This window comes from Pseudomonas sp. AA-38 (assembly GCF_029457475.1).
Classification (GTDB): domain Bacteria; phylum Pseudomonadota; class Gammaproteobacteria; order Pseudomonadales; family Pseudomonadaceae; genus Aquipseudomonas.
This window is the reverse complement of record NZ_CP120359.1, coordinates 4,088,451-4,104,544: the sequence shown is the minus strand read 5'-3', so window position 1 is coordinate 4,104,544 and position 16,094 is coordinate 4,088,451. Positions and strand designations below refer to the sequence as shown.

The following is a 16,094-nucleotide window of genomic DNA, read 5'->3' as shown; positions in this document are numbered from 1 at the left end:
TGCAATGAACAGCCAGCAGAAACTGGACGACTATCAACTCTGCATTCGCGCCTTGAGCGACCGTATCGTCGAGGCGCAGACGCCGATCCGCGTGCTGGATGCGGTGAAGTGGGACGATGGCATCCGCGACGCCTTCCTCAAGGCCAAGGGCAAGGTATTGCCCGCCGTGGATCGCGACTATTACCTGAGCCGACCACTGGCCTTCGATGCCCAGGCCAAGAAGCTGGAATTCCAGAACATCGAGCGCGACATCACCCGCCAGCTCGGCCAGTTCAACCCGGTCGGGCAGATCATGCGGCGCATGTGCAAGGAATACCGCATGGTCATCCGCATGCTCGAAGCGCGCGGCACCGAAGACTTCGGCCTGATCAGCCAGGAACTCTACGGCGCAGCCTCCGATGCCTTCCATGCCGGTGATCCAACCCTGGCTGACCTCGGTCTGATGCTCTCGGACTACCTCAACAACATCGCCACCCGTGGCGATCTGGAAGACGAGCCCAAGACCCTCGGTGCGGGCGATGCGGTGAACATCCTGCAGCAGCGCCTGGCTGGGGTGTTCGGCGACGATACCGTGCGCGTGCTGGAGTCCGACGGCATTCTCGCCGATGCCGCGGCGGGCGCCGATTACATCAAGATCCGCAGCGACGCGCGCTTCAACGAGCGTGACGTCAAGGCCCTGGAAGTGCATGAAGGGCTGGTGCACGTCGGCACCACGCTCAATGGCCTCAATCAGCCGATCTGCACCTTCCTGGCCAAGGGGCCGCCTTCGTCCACCGTGACCCAGGAAGGCCTGGCCATCCTCATGGAAGTGATCGCCTTCGCCTCCTACCCGACGCGCCTGCGCAAGCTGACCAACCGCACCCGTGCCATCCACATGGCGGAGGAGGGCGCGGATTTCATCGAGGTATTCGAGTTCTTCCGCGAGCAGGGTTATGGGCAGGAGGGCAGCTACAGCAACGCCAGCCGGGTATTCCGTGGCGCCTTGCCCAACGGTTTGCCCTTCACCAAGGACCTGTCCTATCTCAAGGGCTTCATCCTGATTTACAACTACATTCAGTTGGCGGTGCGCAAGGGCAAGCTGGAGCAGATTCCGCTGCTGTTCTGCGGCAAGACCACCCTGGAAGACATGCGCACCCTGCGCAAACTGGTGGATGAGGGCCTGGTGCTGCCGCCCAAGTATCTGCCGCCGCAGTTCCAGGACATGAACGCGCTGTCGGCCTGGATGTGCTTCTCCAACTTCCTCAACCATTTGAGCCTGGATCGCATCGAAGCGGACTACGCCAATATTCTTTAAAGCTGCAAGCTGCAAGCTGCAAGCTGCAAGCGGCAGGCGGTTTGCTCGATCAACTTGCCGCTTGTGGCTTGAAGCTTGCCGCTAACCGAAGGTTCCCCATGCCCAGCCATCAACTCGAATACGAAATTCTCGGCAGCTCCGCCCAATCGGTGGAGATCATTCTCGACCCTGACGAGACGGTGGTCGCCGAAGCCGGGGCGATGAACTACATGACCGAGGGCGTGCGCTTCGAGACGCGCATGGGCGATGGCTCGTCCAGCGGCCTGCTCGGCAAGCTGTGGAGTGCCGGCAAGCGCATGCTAACCGGCGAGTCGCTGTTCATGACCCACTTCAGCAATGCCGGCAAGACGCAGGCGCGGGTCGCCTTCGCCGCGCCTTATCCCGGCACCGTGGTGCCCATCGACCTGGCCCAGGTTGGCGGCCGGCTGATCTGCCAGAAGGACGCCTTTCTCTGCGCCGCCTATGGCACGCGCATCGGCATCAGCTTCGCCAAGCGCATCGGCGCCGGTTTCTTCGGCGGCGAAGGCTTCATCCTGCAGAAGCTCGAAGGCGATGGCCTGGCCTTCGTGCATGCCGGCGGCACGGTGATCCGCAAGGAGCTGAACGGCGAGACTCTGCGTCTGGATACCGGCTGCCTGGTGGCCTTCAGCGACGGTCTCGATTACGACATCGCTCTGGCCGGTGGCCTCCGCAGCATGCTCTTTGGTGGGGAGGGCCTGCTGCTGGCCACGCTCAAGGGCACGGGTACGGTGTGGATCCAGAGCCTGCCTTTCTCGCGCCTGGCCGAGCGGGTCTACGCGGCAACCGTGCAAGCCCGCGAAGAGGTGCGTGCGGGTGGCAAGTAGGCTGCGCGCACTGAGCCTGCTGATCGTCAGCCTATGGCTGGGCGGGTGTAGCGGGCTGCTGTTCTACCCCGAGCCAGGGCTGCCTTTCACTCCCGAGCGGGCTGGCCTGGAGTATCGCGATATCGAACTGCGCGCCGCCGATGGCACGCGTCTGCATGCCTGGTGGTTGCCGGCCAAGCCGGGTGTGGCCGTCAAAGGCACCGTGCTGCATCTGCATGGCAATGGCGGCAATCTGGCCTGGCACCTGGGCGGCACCTACTGGCTACCGGAGCAGGGCTATCAGGTGCTGATGCTCGATTACCGGGGTTATGGCCTGTCCGAAGGGGTGCCGCGCCTGCCGGCGGTGTATCAGGATATCGACGCCGCGTTCGCCTGGCTGGATCAGGCGCCCGAGACGCAGGGTAAACCCTTGACGCTGCTCGGGCAGAGCCTGGGCGGCGCCCTGGCCGTGCATTATCTGGCCCTGCATCCCGAGCGTCGAGCGCGGCTGCACGGGCTGGTGCTCGACGGCGTGCCGGCCAGTTATCGCGATGTGGCGCGTGACGTGCTGAGCCAATCCTGGCTGACCTGGCCGTTGCAGGTGCCGCTGTCCTGGCTGGTGCCGGACGGCGACAGCGCCATTGCTTCCATCGCCCAGCTCGAGCCCTTGCCATTGCTGATCTTCCACAGCCTTGACGACGAGGTCGTGGCGTTTTCCAATGGCGAGCGCCTGAACCAGGCGGCCCGCTCGCCACGTCGCTTCATTGAAACCCGTGGTGGGCACGTGCAGACCTTCGCCGAGGATGCCTGGCGCCAGGTGCTGCTGACCTTTCTGCAAGACCCACTGGCCTTAGTCGACTCGCCCATTCCTCCCGCTTCCGTTTCCGAGACCTCGCAATGAAAGAACGTGATCCCATCCCCATGATCCTCACCGGCGTGGCCAGCATCGTCGGCACCATCGGCGTGCTCTGGTACTACGGCTATCTGCATTTCGCCAAGCCTGAGGACGCGCTGTTGCTGTCGGAGTTCACCATGCTCAAGACCATCCCGGGGGAGGATTACAAGGTGTCGCTCAAGCCTGCCGACCAGGTGGCGCAGTGTGTCGATGGCGTGCTGGTGCTGTTCGACACCCAGCAGAAGGGCCTGACTGGTGTATTGGTGGACAGCAAGAAGCAGGCCGTACGTTGCCTGGGGCAGGAAACGCCAGCGCTGGAGCAGTAAGGCGGCGCAGGGCGTTCAGGCCCCCTGGCAGGGGTAAAAAGAAAGGTTCTTCGCGGAATCTCGGGAAAATTAGTATTGATACCGGACTGGCAATACGGTGTGAGTTATTCTCGTGTCTGTTCCGAATTGCCGCGTTTTTGCTGATGTTTTTGGTTTCGCCCTCCCGGGCGAGTCACTTTTGACGGGCAAAAGTAACCAAAACCCTCCGCCCGGTCATCCGGCCCTCGCTGCGCGAGGGTTCGCTCACTCCATCGCCGCTCCAGAGGCCCGCCACGGTGGGCCATCCCTGGCCCATCGCGGCTCTCGCGACATCCATGTCGCTCGACCTCTTCCACGACGATTCCGTTCGCCCTCCTGGGCGGGCTCTGCACGCGCCTGAACGCGAGGTAACCCAGAAGTAGTGCGCAGTGCTTGTACATGTGTCAGCCCTAGGGCTGACCGGGATGCCGGCTGAAAGCCGGCAAGCTATCCGGGAGAATGAAACTACGCGAATGAAAGTTTTGGTTTAACTCGACGACGCAGTCGCGGCTCCAGAGCTACCAGAACACGCCAGGCGTACCTTGGAATGCCAGTTCGTTCAGGCGCGCAAATGCCCCCTTCAGGAGGCCGAACGTAGGCATTGCGCAGGGGGCGAGTGGCATGGATGCCACGAGAGGCGTAATGGGCCAGGGATGGCCCATGTACGCCGACCCCGGAGCGATGCCGGAGTGAGGGAAGTCGAGCGCAGCGAGACCCGGATGGCGGGGGTGCGTTTCTTTTGCTTACTTTTCTTTGCGCATTTCAAAGAAAAGTGAGTCGCCCGAGGGGGCGAAACCTGGAATCTCTGAAAACACCCAAAGCGGCGTCCAGAACACCCACACAAGACGGCAAGATCACACAAACTTGCCAGTCTGGTGTCAACCAGGCATTCCCCCTGAAAATACGATGAATCAAAAGAAACCCGCCATGAGGCGGGTTTCTGCCACAGCGGGGAGGGGATCAGGCCCCACTGGCCGAACGCGGTACCACCGGCTGGTTGTCGTTGGAGATGGTGACCTCCACCCGACGGTTCTGCGCCCGACCGGAATCGGTGCTGTTGTCCGCCACCGGATACTCCTTGCCATACCCCTGGGCGACGATACGCGACGGGTCGACACCCGCACGCACCAAGGCCATGCGCACCGCGTTGGCGCGGCGTTCGGACAGGCCCAGGTTATAGGTGGCCGAGCCGACGTTATCGGTGTAGCCCTCGACTATCACCTTGCGCTCCGGGTTCTCCTGAAGGAACTGCGCCAGTTGGGTGATGCTCGGGTAGGCACTGCTCTTGAGCTCGGCCTTGTTGAAGTCGAACAGCACGTCACCGAAGGTCACCAGAGTGCCGCGCTCGGTCTGCTTGGCGTTGAGCTTGTCCTGCAACTTGCGGATCTGCGCATCGCGGGCGTCCAGCAGGGCCTGGGCGCGTTGCGACGAGGTGTTCTGCAGCTCAGCTTCGGCCTCGCGCAGGGCAATGGTCTGCTTGGCTACTTCCACCCGTTGGTTGGTCAGGTAGGCCAATTGGTCGACCTTCTGCTTGTCCGCGTCGTCCAGGTAGGCCTTGTCGGCCTTGTCCAGCCATTCCTTGGCTTCCTTGGTCTCCAGCGCGGCCAGGCGATTGGCCTGCGGATCGCTCTGCAGCGTGGAAAAATTGCTACGTGCCGACTCCAGATTGGGGTTGGGCTGGTTGGCGCAGGCCACCAAGCCGATGCTCAGGGCCAGCAGGGTGGGAAGCATGATGTGTTTACGCATGGCGTTCATCCTTTGATCAGTCGGTGAATGGAGGCGTCGACAAGCCCATTACTGGGCGTTGCGCATGCCTTCCTCACGCAGCTCTTGAATCCCTTGACGGGCATCTTGCAGGGCGCGCTCAGCCTTGGCGGCCTGCGCCTTGCGCTCGGCAACGCGGGCATCCCATTCGGCCTGTTCGGCCAGACGACGTGCCTTCTCGTAGTCTTCGTCATGCATGGCGAACTCGGCTTCCTTGAGTTTGTCCTGCGCGGCCTTCATCTCCACAGGTGCGAACTCGGTCGCACCGGCGCTGACCGCCGAATTCACCGCCGACTCCGATACGGCGTATTGCTCGCTGGGGGGATTGCCGGCACAACCCGCCAGGAGCAGGCTGCTGCCGAGTAGCAGGGCGGCCAGTTTGAAACCACGCAGGGGCGTGGCAGAACCTTTCACATCGAGGGTCTTGGTGAGGGTTGAATCCATTTTTCAGCACTCCTGTGAACGATGAAGTTCGAGACGTTCGGCCTGGGCCGCAGTGCGCGAGATTCACGGCAATTCAATGCGGCGACCTGTCTTTACTGACTGAGGCGTTCGCGCGAGAGTTCAAAAAAGATGGCAATGTGATTGGGGATTTCTGTCTGACCGGTTGGTCATTTTTCTGCGCTCGTATCGAGCCCTTCAGGCCCATGGTCATACGGCAAAGCCTTGAAAAGACGGCGTTGACTGGGCCACTCTGTGAAGCAATCGTTGCCACCGGCGGGGGAAGGCCTGATGACCGATATCGATCTGCGCTTGCGCAAGGACGTGCATCTGCTGGGCGAGCTGCTCGGCGAAACCATTCGTCAACAGCATGGTGATGCCTTCGTCGAGAAGATCGAAGCCATCCGCCACAGTGCCAAGGCCGATCGCAGTGGCGACTCGGAGCGCCTGGGGGCGACCCTGGCCGGGCTCGGCGAAGAGGAGTTGTTACCGGTGGCGCGGGCCTTCAACCAGTTCCTCAACCTGGCCAACATCGCCGAGCAGCAACATCAGGTGCGGCGCCGCCGAGCGGATGAAGAGGAGCCGTTCGAGGCCGTGGTGCTCGATGAGCTGCTGGCGCGTTTGTGCGGCGCCGGCCAGGATGCCGACGAGCTGGCCCGGCAACTCGCCCGGCTGGACATCGAACTGGTGCTCACCGCGCACCCCACCGAAGTGGCGCGGCGTACCCTGATCCAGAAATACGATGCCATCGCCGCGCAACTGGCGGCGCTGGATCATGACGACCTGTTGCCACGTGAACGCGAGGCCGTGGTCGAGCGCCTGCGCCGGCTGATCGCCGAGGCCTGGCACACCGAGGAGATTCGCCGTAGCCGGCCGACCCCGGTGGACGAGGCGAAGTGGGGCTTCGCCGTCATCGAGCATTCGCTGTGGCATGCCGTGCCGCAATTCCTGCGTGGCGTCGATCGCAGCCTGCAGGCTGCCACCGGCCTGCGCCTGCCGCTGAGCGCGGCGCCGATTCGCTTCGCCTCGTGGATGGGCGGCGACCGCGACGGCAATCCCAACGTCACCGCCAGCGTCACCCGCGAAGTGCTGCTGCTGGCGCGCTGGATGGCGGCCGACCTTTATCTGCGCGATGTCGACAGCCTGGCTGCCGAACTCTCCATGCAGCAGGCCAGCGCGGCCTTGAAGGCCCGGGTCGGCGATGTCGCCGAGCCTTATCGGGCCTTGCTCAAGCAGGTACGCGAGCGCCTGCGCGCCACCCGTCAGTGGGCGCATGACTCGCTGGCTGCCGAGGTGCCGGCGCCCAATGCGGTGCTGCATGACAACCAGGAACTGCTGGAGCCCTTGCAGCTTTGCTACCACTCGCTGCACGAGTGCGGCATGGGCGTGATCGCCGATGGCCCCTTGCTCGACTGCCTGCGCCGCGCCGCCACCTTCGGTCTGTTCCTGGTGCGTCTGGACGTGCGCCAGGATGCCGCGCGGCATGCCGCAGCGATGTCCGAGATCACCGAATACCTCGGCCTGGGGCGTTATGCCGAGTGGGACGAGGACACCCGCCTGACCTTCCTGCAACGCGAACTGGGCAGTCGCCGGCCCTTGCTGCCGAGCGACTACCGACCCAGTGCGGACACCGCCGAAGTGCTCGCCACCTGCCGCGAGGTGGCGGTTGCACCGGCTGCCTCGCTGGGCTCCTACGTGATTTCCATGGCTGGCGCCGCCTCCGACGTGCTGGCGGTGCAACTGCTGCTCAAGGAGGCCGGGTTGCGCCGGCCGATGCGTGTGGTACCCCTGTTCGAGACCCTCACCGACCTGGATCACGCCGGCCCGGTGATCGACCGCCTGCTGCAGTTGCCCGGCTACCGTGCACGCCTGCATGGCCCGCAGGAAGTGATGATCGGCTACTCCGACTCGGCCAAGGATGCCGGCACCACGGCGGCGGCCTGGGCGCAGTATCGGGCGCAGGAGGAACTGGTGCGCCTGTGCCGCGAGCATCAGGTCGAGCTGCTGCTGTTCCATGGCCGCGGTGGCACCGTGGGGCGTGGCGGCGGCCCGGCTCACGCGGCGATCCTGTCGCAACCGCCGGGCTCGGTGGCGGGGCGCTTCCGCACCACCGAGCAGGGGGAAATGATCCGCTTCAAGTTCGGCCTGCCGGATATCGCGGTGCACAACCTCAACCTCTACCTGGCTGCCGTGCTGGAAGCGACGCTGTTGCCACCACCGGCGCCGGAACCCGCCTGGCGGGCGATGATGGATCGTCTGGCCGAGGATGGCGTGACGGCTTACCGCAGCGTGGTGCGCGAGCATCCGCAGTTCGTCGACTATTTCCACCAGGCCACGCCGGAGCAGGAACTCGGGCGCTTGCCGCTGGGTAGTCGTCCGGCCAAGCGGCGTGCCGGCGGCGTGGAAAGCCTGCGTGCCATCCCGTGGATCTTCGCCTGGACGCAGACCCGTCTGATGCTGCCGGCCTGGCTCGGCTGGGAACGTGCCCTGGGGCAGGCGTTGAGCCAGGGCGAGGGCGATCTGCTGAGGGAGATGCGCGAGCGCTGGCCGTTCTTCCGCACCCGCATCGACATGCTGGAAATGGTGCTGACCAAGGCCGATCTGGCCATCGCCGAGCTGTATGACCAGCGTCTGGTGGAGGCGAACCTGCGCCCGCTGGGCGCGCAATTACGCGACCTATTGTCGCAGGCCTGCTCCGCCGTACTCGAAGTGACCAGCCAGTCCAGGCTGCTCGCCCATAGCCCGCAGACCCTGCAGTCGATCAGCGTGCGCAACACCTATCTCGACCCGCTGCACGTCCTGCAGGCCGAGTTGCTGGCCCGTTGCCGGCAGCGCGAACAAGCGCCGGAGAGCCCTCTGGAGCAGGCGCTGCTGGTCAGCGTGGCAGGCATTGCCGCCGGCTTGCGTAACACTGGCTGAAGGTGTGAAAGCAGGCTGTGCGAGGTGGGTAACGGCCGCTTCATGCCGCCAGGAGTAGGGGATTTATCCGACTTTTGGCTGCTTGTGCAGCAACGGAGCGCTGTGTATCTTGGGCAGCCTTTTGGCCGCTACGGCTGCCGCAGACCTTTCCAGAGATTGGCCCCACGAGGCGAGTCCGACGATCACTACACAAATCTTGAGGAGCACATCGATGCGCGTGATTCTGCTGGGGGCGCCCGGTGCCGGCAAAGGTACCCAGGCTCGCTACATCACCGAGAAGTTCGGTATTCCGCAAATCTCCACCGGCGACATGCTGCGCGCAGCGGTCAAGGCCGGTACCGAGCTGGGGCTCAAGGCCAAGAGCGTGATGGATGCCGGCGGTCTGGTCTCCGATGACCTGATCATCAACCTGGTGAAGGAGCGCATCGCTCAGCCCGATTGCGCCAATGGCTTCCTCTTCGATGGCTTCCCGCGCACCATTCCGCAGGCCGAAGCCCTGCGTGACGCTGGCGTCGCTCTGGATCACGTGGTGGAGATCGCCGTGGACGACGAAGAGATCGTCAAGCGCCTGTCCGGTCGCCGTGTGCACCCGGCTTCCGGCCGCGTCTACCACACCGAATACAACCCGCCGAAAGTGGCTGGCAAGGACGACGTCACCGGCGAGGAGCTGGTGCAGCGTGAAGACGACAAGGAAGAGACCGTGCGTCATCGCCTGTCCGTCTACCATTCGCAGACCAAGCCGCTGGTGGACTTCTACCAGAAGCTCGCCGCCGAAACCGGCACGCCCAAATACACCCACGTTCCGGGTGTCGGCAGCGTCGAGCAGATCACCGAGAAGACCCTCGCCGCCTTGGCCTGAGTCCGGCTCCCAGGGGGAGCAAGCTCCCTTGCGCAAAGGCCCGTTTCGGGCCTTTGTCGTTTCTGTTGCGCATGCCGGCCTGGCCCGTATCGCTGAGCCTCGCTACGCTGATCCTTCGACCCTTGGGTATATGGGCCTGGGTCATCTTCCCCCTGAAAGAGGACATTCGATGAGCGAGACATGCAAAGGTCGTCCTATCTGGCTAGGACTGGCCATATCGCTGCTGAGCCTGGCTAGCGTGCAGGCCGACGAAGCTGCCAAGCCGGATTGCGCCGTGGCCGAATTCACCATGGGCCTGCGTTTCCAGCAGCAGTCGGCGGAGATCCAGGCACTGCAACTGCAGGCCTACAACATCGCTACGGAGAAGCTGGACAAGGCCGTGGCGGCCGCCAAAGATCCGTCCAAGCTGGCCATCGTCACCGACCTGGACGAAACCGTGATCGACAACAGCGCGCTGCTGGCGCGCGACCTGAGCAACTGTCACCAGTACGACGCCTGGGACACCTGGCTGCCCTGGGAGCGTGAAGGCACGCCGGCGCTGATTCCCGGCGCGAAGCAATTCCTCGAGCATGCCGACAAGCTGGGTGTGACCATCCGCTACATCTCCGATCGTTCCGACGAACAGAAGTCCTACACCCTGGCCACCCTGAAGAGACTGGGCTTGCCGCAGGTGTCCGCAGACAGCGTGCTGCTGCTTGGCCCGCCCAAGGTGGAGCGCCGTGCCCTGGTCAGCGCCGATCACCAGATCGTGCTGCTGCTCGGTGACACCCTGCACGATTTCGATGCGCGTTTTCGCAAGACGCCGCTCGACGCGCAACGCAAGACCGTCGCCGAAGAGACCGGCAAATGGGGCACCGAGTGGATCGTTTTCCCCAACGCGGGCTATGGCACCTGGTCCAAGGCACCGCTCAAACCCTGGGACGCCAAGATGGAAATTCAGCCCTGGTAACGCCTGGCCGACAGCCGTCTGTGGCTGCCGCTCACGCCCTGCGGGCTGGAAAACGCCGAGCCGGTCTAATGCCGGCTCTTTTTCTGCAGCCATACGAAACCGATGACCACTCTCCTGGCCCTGGATACCGCCACCGAAGCCTGCTCCGTTGCCCTGTTGCACCAGGGGCGCGTGCTCAGTCACTACGAAGTGGCGCCGCGCCTGCACGCGCAGCGTCTGCTGCCGATGATCCAGCAGTTGCTGGGCGAGGCTGGTATTGCCGCTAACGCCCTCGATGCCATCGCCTTCGGCCGTGGCCCGGGGGCCTTCACCGGGGTGCGCATCGCCATAGGCGTGGTGCAGGGGCTGGCCTTCGCCCTCGACCGCCCCGTATTGCCGGTATCCAACCTGGCCGTGCTGGCGCAGCGCGCTTTTCGTGAGCAGGGCGCACGGCATGTGGCGGCGGCCATCGATGCGCGCATGGATGAGGTGTACTGGGGCTGCTATGGCGAAGAGCAGGGCGAGATGCGCCTGCTCGGCCAGGAGGCGGTGCTGCAGCCGGAGCAGGCCGAGGCGCCGCGCGGGATCAGCGCCGACTGGTTCGGTGCAGGCACCGGCTGGGGCACCCATGCCGCACGTATCGCCCTGCAGCCTTCGGCCCAGGATGGCAGCCTGCTGCCCCATGCCGAAGACCTGTTGAGCCTGGCGCGTTTCGCCTGGGCGCGCGGCGAAGCGTTGCCAGCCGATCAGGCGCAGCCGGTGTACCTGCGGGACCAGGTGGCCACGCCGAAAGCACCGCCGGCATGACAACTGGTCGGATGCCTGGCGTCAAGATCCCCTTGGCATTTGCCAAGGCCGGCACTCACCGCTACATTGCCAGCATTGCCCACTGTTCAGCCGAGCCCCCGAGCACTTCCTAGATGCGCATCGACGGTTACCTACCTTCCTACTCGCCAGATCGTGGCCCCCGTTCGGGCACCGCGGTCACGCCCTATCGCGAGGCGCAGCGGGAGATCGAGGTTCAGCGTGAGCAACCGGCGGCACCGTCGAGCAGCCAGGGGCTGGAACAGCAGCCGCAGATTCGTCGCGTGCAGGCCAGTAGCGCCAACAGCGACAGCCTGCCGAGCCGTGAGCAGAGCGCCACCTACGCCCAGCCGCGTCTCAGCGACCGCGTCGCCCAAGCGTTGGCCAGCTACAGCACCACCGCCACCTATGCCAACGAATCCGACGCGCAGGAAGTGCTCGGGCTCGACCTCTACGCCTGAGCGTCTGCGATGCGCTTCCGGCTGGCATGACTGCGGCGCTCCCCTATTTCCTCGGCTGTCCGTCCTGGAGTGAGGCCGCCTGGCGCGCCACGCTCTATCCCGCCGACACCCGGCCGGTGGATTTTCTTGCCCGCTACACCCAGGTCTTCAATGCCGTCGAGGGCAACACCACCTTCTATGCCCGCCCCAGCGAACAGACCGTGGCGCGCTGGGCACTTGCCATGCCGACGAACTTTCGCTTCTGCGCCAAGCTGCCGCGCGATATCAGCCACAGCGACGATCTCTGCCTGCAACTCGAAGCCAGCGCGGATTTTCGCCAGTTGCTGGCACCACTGGGCGAGCGGGTGGCGCCTTACTGGTTGCAACTGCCAGCCAGCTTCGGGCCGCCGCGCCTGGCCGAGCTGGCGGCGTTCATCGAGGCCTGGGGCGATACGGCGCTGGCCATCGAGGTGCGCCACCCGGAGTTCTTCGCCAAGGGCGAGGCCGAGCGAGCACTCAATCGCCTGCTGCAAGCACGTGGTATCGAGCGTATCTGCCTGGATTCACGGGCGCTGTTTAGCTGCACCGAGCAGACGCCAGCGGTGCTGCATGCCCAGGCCAAGAAGCCGCGCCTGCCGACCCGCCCCACGGCCTTCAGCGGCAGTCCGCAACTGCGTTTCATCGGCCACCCGGAGCTGCTGGCCAACGACCCTTTCATGCAGCCCTGGTTGGACAAGGTGGCCGGCTGGATCGAGCAGGGATTGCGTCCATATGTCTTCGCCCATACCTCGGACAACCGTTTGGCGCCGGAGCTGGCGCGACGTTTTCATGAGCAGTTGAGCCAACGCCTGCCCGGTCTGGCCGAGTTGCCGGCATTGCACACCGAGCCGGAGCTGGAGCAGCTCGGGCTGTTATGACGGGAGCGCTCATGCGAACAGGGAAGATCGGTCGTTTGTTTCTGCTTGCACTGCTGTCGAGTGCTCTCGTGCTGCTAGCGTTATGGCGCGGCTGGTTGGAGGTAGCGCCGCGTTTCAATCCCTGGGCACCCCTGGACGTGCGTGAGGCGCCTAACCTGCTGACCGGCTTCAAGCTCTGGCGTCTGAAAGAGGATCGCGCCTTGTGTGATCAGGCCCTGGCCAGCTCCGACCTGCGCTTCACCCGCCTGGGCGATAGCACGCCGCGGCCTGGGTGCCCGGTGGAAAACGCCGTGCGCATTCAGGGCGCCGGCATCGGCCTGAACAGCAGTTTCATGGCTACCTGTCCCCTGGCCGTGAGTTTCGCCCTGTTCGAGCGCCATGGTCTGCAGCCTGCCGCGCGTGAGGTGTTCGGCCAGCCGGTAGCGCGCCTGGAGCATATCGGCAGCTTCGCCTGCCGCAGCATCGCCGGCAGCCAACGGCCCAGCCAGCACTCCTACGCCAACGCGTTGGACATCGTCGGCTTCCGCCTGCGCGATGGCCGACGCATCAGCGTGCTGCACGACTGGTCGGGGCAGGGCGACAAGGCACGCTTTCTGCGCCGGGTTCATGAGGCAGCCTGCGACAGCTTCAACATCACCCTGGGGCCGGACTACAACGCCGCCCACCGTGATCATTTTCACGTGGACATGGGCATGTGGCGGATGTGCCGCTAGCGGGCACCTCTAAGAACTGGTTCATCGCATTTTCAGGGGGAATGCGTGGTTGAGACCGGACTGGCAAGTTTGTGTGTTGTTTTCGGTGTTCAAGCTGCTTATCGGCGTTTAGTTGATAGCTCCTGTTTCGCCCCCCGGCGACCTTCTTTTGTCAAACGCCACAAAAGAAGGCAAAAAGGCCCCGCCATCCGGCCCTGGCTACGCCAGGGCCGGATGAAAGGGCGGAGGTTTTGGTTACTTTTGCCCCAAAAGTGACTCGCCCGGGAGGGCGAAACCAAAAACATCAGCAAAAACGCGGCAAACTGGAACAGACACAAGAACAACCAGCAAGCCAACACAAACTTGCCAGTCCGGTATCAATACTGATTTCCCCGAGATTCCGCGAAGCACCTAAAAAACTAACTCGGCTTTGGCTTCCTGCGTTGCTCTACCTCCTGCATCCCTGCAGTCTTCGCCTACGTTTTTCAACGGCCTGCTAGGGGGCTTGCGTGCTCGGCAAGTGCTGCGGCATTCCCGGAGCGCATGGCGCACCCTACGCGCATGTCGATGTGGCGCGACTAGCGCTTGGCCAACAGCAGGTCGGCCGCCTGGCCGCTGCGCCCATCGGCGAACTCGAACTGGCCCAACTGGGCGATCTGATCGTAAGCACCGAGGGCGATATTCACATTCCGTGGACGCAGGTCGATGGCGCTGACGCCGGCCTCGCCCAGTGTCTGCAGTTGTTGTCGACCCTGAGCATCGAAACGCAGCAGGCGCAGCCTGTCGAACATGGCATCGGCGGTATCGATACGGCCATCGCCGTTGTCGTCGAAGCGGGCTAGCTCGGCAAAACCGTTGGCTGCGCCGTGCTGGTCGCCGAACAGCTCGCGGCCGTCATCGATGTGCCCGTTGCCATTGCGATCCAGGGCCAACAAGGCGTCGTCGCCGACAGGGGCGCTGATCGAATCCTGGCGGCCATCGGCATCAAGGTCGAAACGTAGCGGGCGATCCAGGCCACTGGTGGAGAAACCATTGCCCGCCAGATCCAGCACCAGCGGGTCGACCTGTTGGGGTGTCTGCTCGACCCTGACCTCCAGCTCCAGGCCGCGCTGCTCGACCACGGCCTGGCTGAGCGCCTCGGCAGCGCTGGACACGGCTGGCGGCTCGTCCTTCTGACGCAGCTCGCGGGTGATGTCGCCAGGCGTCTGCTGATCTTCGATACCCAGGGTACGGCGCAGTATCTGGTAATCGACGGACTCGCGCGTGGCGCTGTCGAGCGTATCGTCCGCTGGGCGCGGGCTGGCAGGGAGGCTGCTGGGGCGTGGAGCGGAGAGAGCGTCAAACATGATCACACTCGATGCGGCTGTCGTTGGCCGGCTCTGGCAGAATGTCACCTCTTCGATATCGGCCGAGTCGCCGATGCTTTGAGTGATTCTTGAGCAGAATGAGCCAATGACCGACGAGCGGCACAACGCCAGCATCCGCATGCACGCCTTGCATCCCCAGTACGCCGCAGCGGCCGCGCAGTGGGCCACACGCCTGGGCCTGGCGCAGAGCGGTGACAGCGAATACGCCCTGCAACTGGGTGAAGAAGGGTTGCAATTGGTGGAGATCGGCGACAAGGCGCCAGGGCCGGTGCGTGTGGACTTCGTCGAGGGGGCGGCGGCGCATCGCCGTCAGTTCGGCGGTGGCAGCGGGCAGATGATCGCCAAGGCCGTGGGGCTGCAGCCGGGCATTCGCCCGCGCACGCTCGATGCCACGGCCGGGCTCGGCCGCGATGCCTTCGTTCTCGCCAGCCTCGGTTGCGAGATGACCCTGATCGAGCGTCAGCCGCTGGTCGCGGCCTTGCTGGAAGACGGCCTGCAGCGTGCCGCCCTGAATCTCGAGGTGGCGCCCATCGTAGCGCGCATGCGCCTACTCACCGGCAATGCCATCGAACTGATGCAGGCCTGGCAGGGGGAGGCGCCGCAGGTGATCTACCTAGACCCGATGTTCCCGCACCGCGACAAGAGCGCCCTGGTGAAGAAGGAGATGCGCCTGTTCCGTCCCTTCGTCGGCGATGATCTGGATGCCCCGGCATTGCTGCAGGCCGCCCTGGCCCTGGCCAGTCATCGGGTGGTGGTCAAGCGCCCGCGCAAGGCGCCGGCCATCGAGGGCAGCAAGCCAGGCTATGTGCTGGAAGGTAAATCCAGCCGTTATGACATCTATCCGAAGAAGAAGCTGGAAGCCTGAGTCTCGAATGGCGTCTCGTTACTGCGCGCCGGATCCTGGCCGATAGGCGCGCAGGAAGAGCTGCACCGCGTCGTTCATGTGCAGCTCGGCGGCCTTGCCTTGCAGCGGTTCGCCACAACCGATCAGCAGGCGGAAATGCGCGCCGCCCTTGAGCAGACAGAAGAAATGATCGGCCGCGCGTTGCGGGTCGTCGATGGCCAGCAGACCGCGCTGTGCGGCTTTGCCCAGCAACAGTTCCATCTCTTCCTGAATGCGCAGGGGGCCGGCTTCGTAGAACATCTGCGCCAGCTTCGAGCCCTGGCTGGCCAGGTTGACCATCATGCGATGCATTTCTACCGACTCGCGGCTGTTGACCAGCGCGAGGAAGCCACGGCCAATCTCGAGTAGCTGTTTTTCCAGCGGCACGTCATCCGGCAGCTTGAACAACAGCTCGGGCAGTTGCTCTTCGCACTTGGCCTTGATCGCAGCGGAGAACAGCGTCTCCTTGTCGGTGAAATGGTTGTACACCGTGAGCTTGGAAACCCCGGCTTCGTTGGCGATGGCATCCATGCTGCTGCCGTCGTAGCCATGGCGCAGGAACAGCGTCTTGGCAGCGTCGAGAATGGCGCGGCGCTTGGCGGGATCCTTGGGGCGGCCGGGGCCGGAAGGCTGTAACAACTTGTCAGGCATTGATGGCTTTTAATACTGGACTGGTGAGTTTGCTATTTCTACTATACTCGGCAGTACAAATATTCCAAACCT

At 64.1% G+C, this 16,094-nt stretch carries 16 protein-coding genes; 12 read left to right on the top strand and 4 right to left on the bottom strand.

Annotated elements, in window-relative coordinates:
• The first annotated feature begins 4 nt into the window (after window positions 1-4).
• The 4 genes from PVE35_RS18940 to PVE35_RS18925 all read left to right on the top strand — a co-directional run bounded on the left by PVE35_RS18940 (window position 5) and on the right by PVE35_RS18925 (window position 3,339).
• A complete protein-coding gene (locus tag PVE35_RS18940) occupies window positions 5-1,294 on the top strand; it encodes a flavohemoglobin expression-modulating QEGLA motif protein (protein ID WP_268178667.1) in 1,290 nt (429 codons plus the stop codon).
• 98 nt (window positions 1,295-1,392) lie between these two features.
• Window positions 1,393-2,139 (top strand): TIGR00266 family protein, encoded by a 747-nt coding sequence (locus PVE35_RS18935; protein ID WP_277372674.1) that lies wholly within the window; start codon window positions 1,393-1,395, stop codon window positions 2,137-2,139.
• Window positions 2,129-3,019: an alpha/beta hydrolase gene (locus PVE35_RS18930; protein ID WP_268178665.1), complete on the top strand. Its 891-nt coding sequence runs from the start codon at window positions 2,129-2,131 to the stop codon at window positions 3,017-3,019. Before PVE35_RS18935 ends, PVE35_RS18930 begins: the two co-directional genes overlap by 11 nt.
• On the top strand, window positions 3,016-3,339 hold the full coding sequence (locus tag PVE35_RS18925; protein ID WP_268178664.1) for a hypothetical protein: 324 nt from the start codon (window positions 3,016-3,018) through the stop codon (window positions 3,337-3,339). Before PVE35_RS18930 ends, PVE35_RS18925 begins: the two co-directional genes overlap by 4 nt.
• Before the next feature lie 978 nt (window positions 3,340-4,317).
• On the opposite strand, the gene PVE35_RS18920 is transcribed toward PVE35_RS18925, so the two are convergent.
• Window positions 4,318-5,103 carry an OmpA family protein gene (locus tag PVE35_RS18920; RefSeq protein ID WP_268178663.1) on the bottom strand — a complete coding sequence of 262 codons (786 nt, stop codon included), beginning with the start codon at window positions 5,101-5,103 and terminating at the stop codon, window positions 4,318-4,320.
• Window positions 5,104-5,151: 48 nt separating this feature from the next.
• Entirely contained in the window at window positions 5,152-5,565 is a 414-nt protein-coding gene (locus PVE35_RS18915) for a DUF4398 domain-containing protein (protein WP_268178662.1), read from the bottom strand.
• 288 nt (window positions 5,566-5,853) lie between these two features.
• Between PVE35_RS18915 and ppc the strand changes: the two genes are divergently transcribed.
• The 7 genes from ppc to PVE35_RS18880 all read left to right on the top strand — a co-directional run bounded on the left by ppc (window position 5,854) and on the right by PVE35_RS18880 (window position 13,142).
• Entirely contained in the window at window positions 5,854-8,481 is a 2,628-nt protein-coding gene (gene ppc / locus PVE35_RS18910) for a phosphoenolpyruvate carboxylase (RefSeq protein ID WP_268178661.1), read from the top strand.
• Between the two features lie 211 nt (window positions 8,482-8,692).
• Window positions 8,693-9,340, top strand: coding sequence for an adenylate kinase (gene adk, locus PVE35_RS18905; RefSeq protein ID WP_268178660.1), 648 nt, complete (start codon window positions 8,693-8,695; stop codon window positions 9,338-9,340).
• A gap of 169 nt (window positions 9,341-9,509) precedes the next feature.
• Window positions 9,510-10,289 (top strand): 5'-nucleotidase, lipoprotein e(P4) family, encoded by a 780-nt coding sequence (locus PVE35_RS18900; protein ID WP_277372673.1) that lies wholly within the window; start codon window positions 9,510-9,512, stop codon window positions 10,287-10,289.
• 102 nt (window positions 10,290-10,391) lie between these two features.
• Entirely contained in the window at window positions 10,392-11,075 is a 684-nt protein-coding gene (tsaB, locus tag PVE35_RS18895) for a tRNA (adenosine(37)-N6)-threonylcarbamoyltransferase complex dimerization subunit type 1 TsaB (RefSeq protein WP_277372672.1), read from the top strand.
• A gap of 113 nt (window positions 11,076-11,188) precedes the next feature.
• Window positions 11,189-11,533 carry a hypothetical protein gene (locus PVE35_RS18890; protein WP_268178657.1) on the top strand — a complete coding sequence of 115 codons (345 nt, stop codon included), beginning with the start codon at window positions 11,189-11,191 and terminating at the stop codon, window positions 11,531-11,533.
• 26 nt (window positions 11,534-11,559) lie between these two features.
• The gene (locus PVE35_RS18885) at window positions 11,560-12,429 is read left to right on the top strand and encodes a DUF72 domain-containing protein (protein ID WP_277372671.1); all 870 of its coding nucleotides are present in this window, start codon (window positions 11,560-11,562) and stop codon (window positions 12,427-12,429) included.
• 11 nt (window positions 12,430-12,440) lie between these two features.
• Complete coding sequence (locus PVE35_RS18880; protein ID WP_268178655.1) at window positions 12,441-13,142, top strand: extensin family protein; 702 nt, start codon at window positions 12,441-12,443, stop codon at window positions 13,140-13,142.
• A 557-nt stretch (window positions 13,143-13,699) separates the two neighbouring features.
• On the opposite strand, the gene PVE35_RS18875 is transcribed toward PVE35_RS18880, so the two are convergent.
• A complete protein-coding gene (locus PVE35_RS18875; protein ID WP_268178653.1) occupies window positions 13,700-14,467 on the bottom strand; it encodes a hypothetical protein in 768 nt (255 codons plus the stop codon).
• Window positions 14,468-14,573: 106 nt separating this feature from the next.
• Here PVE35_RS18875 and PVE35_RS18870 point away from each other — a divergent pair, with 106 nt between their 5' ends.
• Entirely contained in the window at window positions 14,574-15,353 is a 780-nt protein-coding gene (locus tag PVE35_RS18870; RefSeq protein WP_277372670.1) for a class I SAM-dependent methyltransferase, read from the top strand.
• An 18-nt stretch (window positions 15,354-15,371) separates the two neighbouring features.
• Here PVE35_RS18870 and PVE35_RS18865 read toward each other — a convergent pair whose 3' ends face one another.
• Entirely contained in the window at window positions 15,372-16,022 is a 651-nt protein-coding gene (locus PVE35_RS18865) for a TetR/AcrR family transcriptional regulator (protein ID WP_268178651.1), read from the bottom strand.
• Window positions 16,023-16,094 lie beyond the last annotated feature (72 nt).

Bases quoted from the DNA above. Each gene is read 5' to 3' on its own strand.
- PVE35_RS18915 (WP_268178662.1), bottom strand. From the start codon at position 5,565: ATGGATTCAACCCTCACCAAGACCCTCGATGTGAAAGGTTCTGCCACG.
- PVE35_RS18890 (WP_268178657.1), top strand. From the start codon at position 11,189: ATGCGCATCGACGGTTACCTACCTTCCTACTCGCCAGATCGTGGCCCC.
- PVE35_RS18925 (WP_268178664.1), top strand. From the start codon at position 3,016: ATGAAAGAACGTGATCCCATCCCCATGATCCTCACCGGCGTGGCCAGC.
- PVE35_RS18885 (WP_277372671.1), top strand. From the start codon at position 11,560: ATGACTGCGGCGCTCCCCTATTTCCTCGGCTGTCCGTCCTGGAGTGAG.
- PVE35_RS18900 (WP_277372673.1), top strand. From the start codon at position 9,510: ATGAGCGAGACATGCAAAGGTCGTCCTATCTGGCTAGGACTGGCCATA.
- PVE35_RS18920 (WP_268178663.1), bottom strand. From the start codon at position 5,103: ATGCGTAAACACATCATGCTTCCCACCCTGCTGGCCCTGAGCATCGGC.
- ppc (WP_268178661.1), top strand. From the start codon at position 5,854: ATGACCGATATCGATCTGCGCTTGCGCAAGGACGTGCATCTGCTGGGC.
- PVE35_RS18865 (WP_268178651.1), bottom strand. From the start codon at position 16,022: ATGCCTGACAAGTTGTTACAGCCTTCCGGCCCCGGCCGCCCCAAGGAT.
- PVE35_RS18875 (WP_268178653.1), bottom strand. From the start codon at position 14,467: ATGTTTGACGCTCTCTCCGCTCCACGCCCCAGCAGCCTCCCTGCCAGC.
- PVE35_RS18940 (WP_268178667.1), top strand. From the start codon at position 5: ATGAACAGCCAGCAGAAACTGGACGACTATCAACTCTGCATTCGCGCC.
- PVE35_RS18880 (WP_268178655.1), top strand. From the start codon at position 12,441: ATGCGAACAGGGAAGATCGGTCGTTTGTTTCTGCTTGCACTGCTGTCG.
- PVE35_RS18935 (WP_277372674.1), top strand. From the start codon at position 1,393: ATGCCCAGCCATCAACTCGAATACGAAATTCTCGGCAGCTCCGCCCAA.
- tsaB (WP_277372672.1), top strand. From the start codon at position 10,392: ATGACCACTCTCCTGGCCCTGGATACCGCCACCGAAGCCTGCTCCGTT.
- PVE35_RS18870 (WP_277372670.1), top strand. From the start codon at position 14,574: ATGACCGACGAGCGGCACAACGCCAGCATCCGCATGCACGCCTTGCAT.
- adk (WP_268178660.1), top strand. From the start codon at position 8,693: ATGCGCGTGATTCTGCTGGGGGCGCCCGGTGCCGGCAAAGGTACCCAG.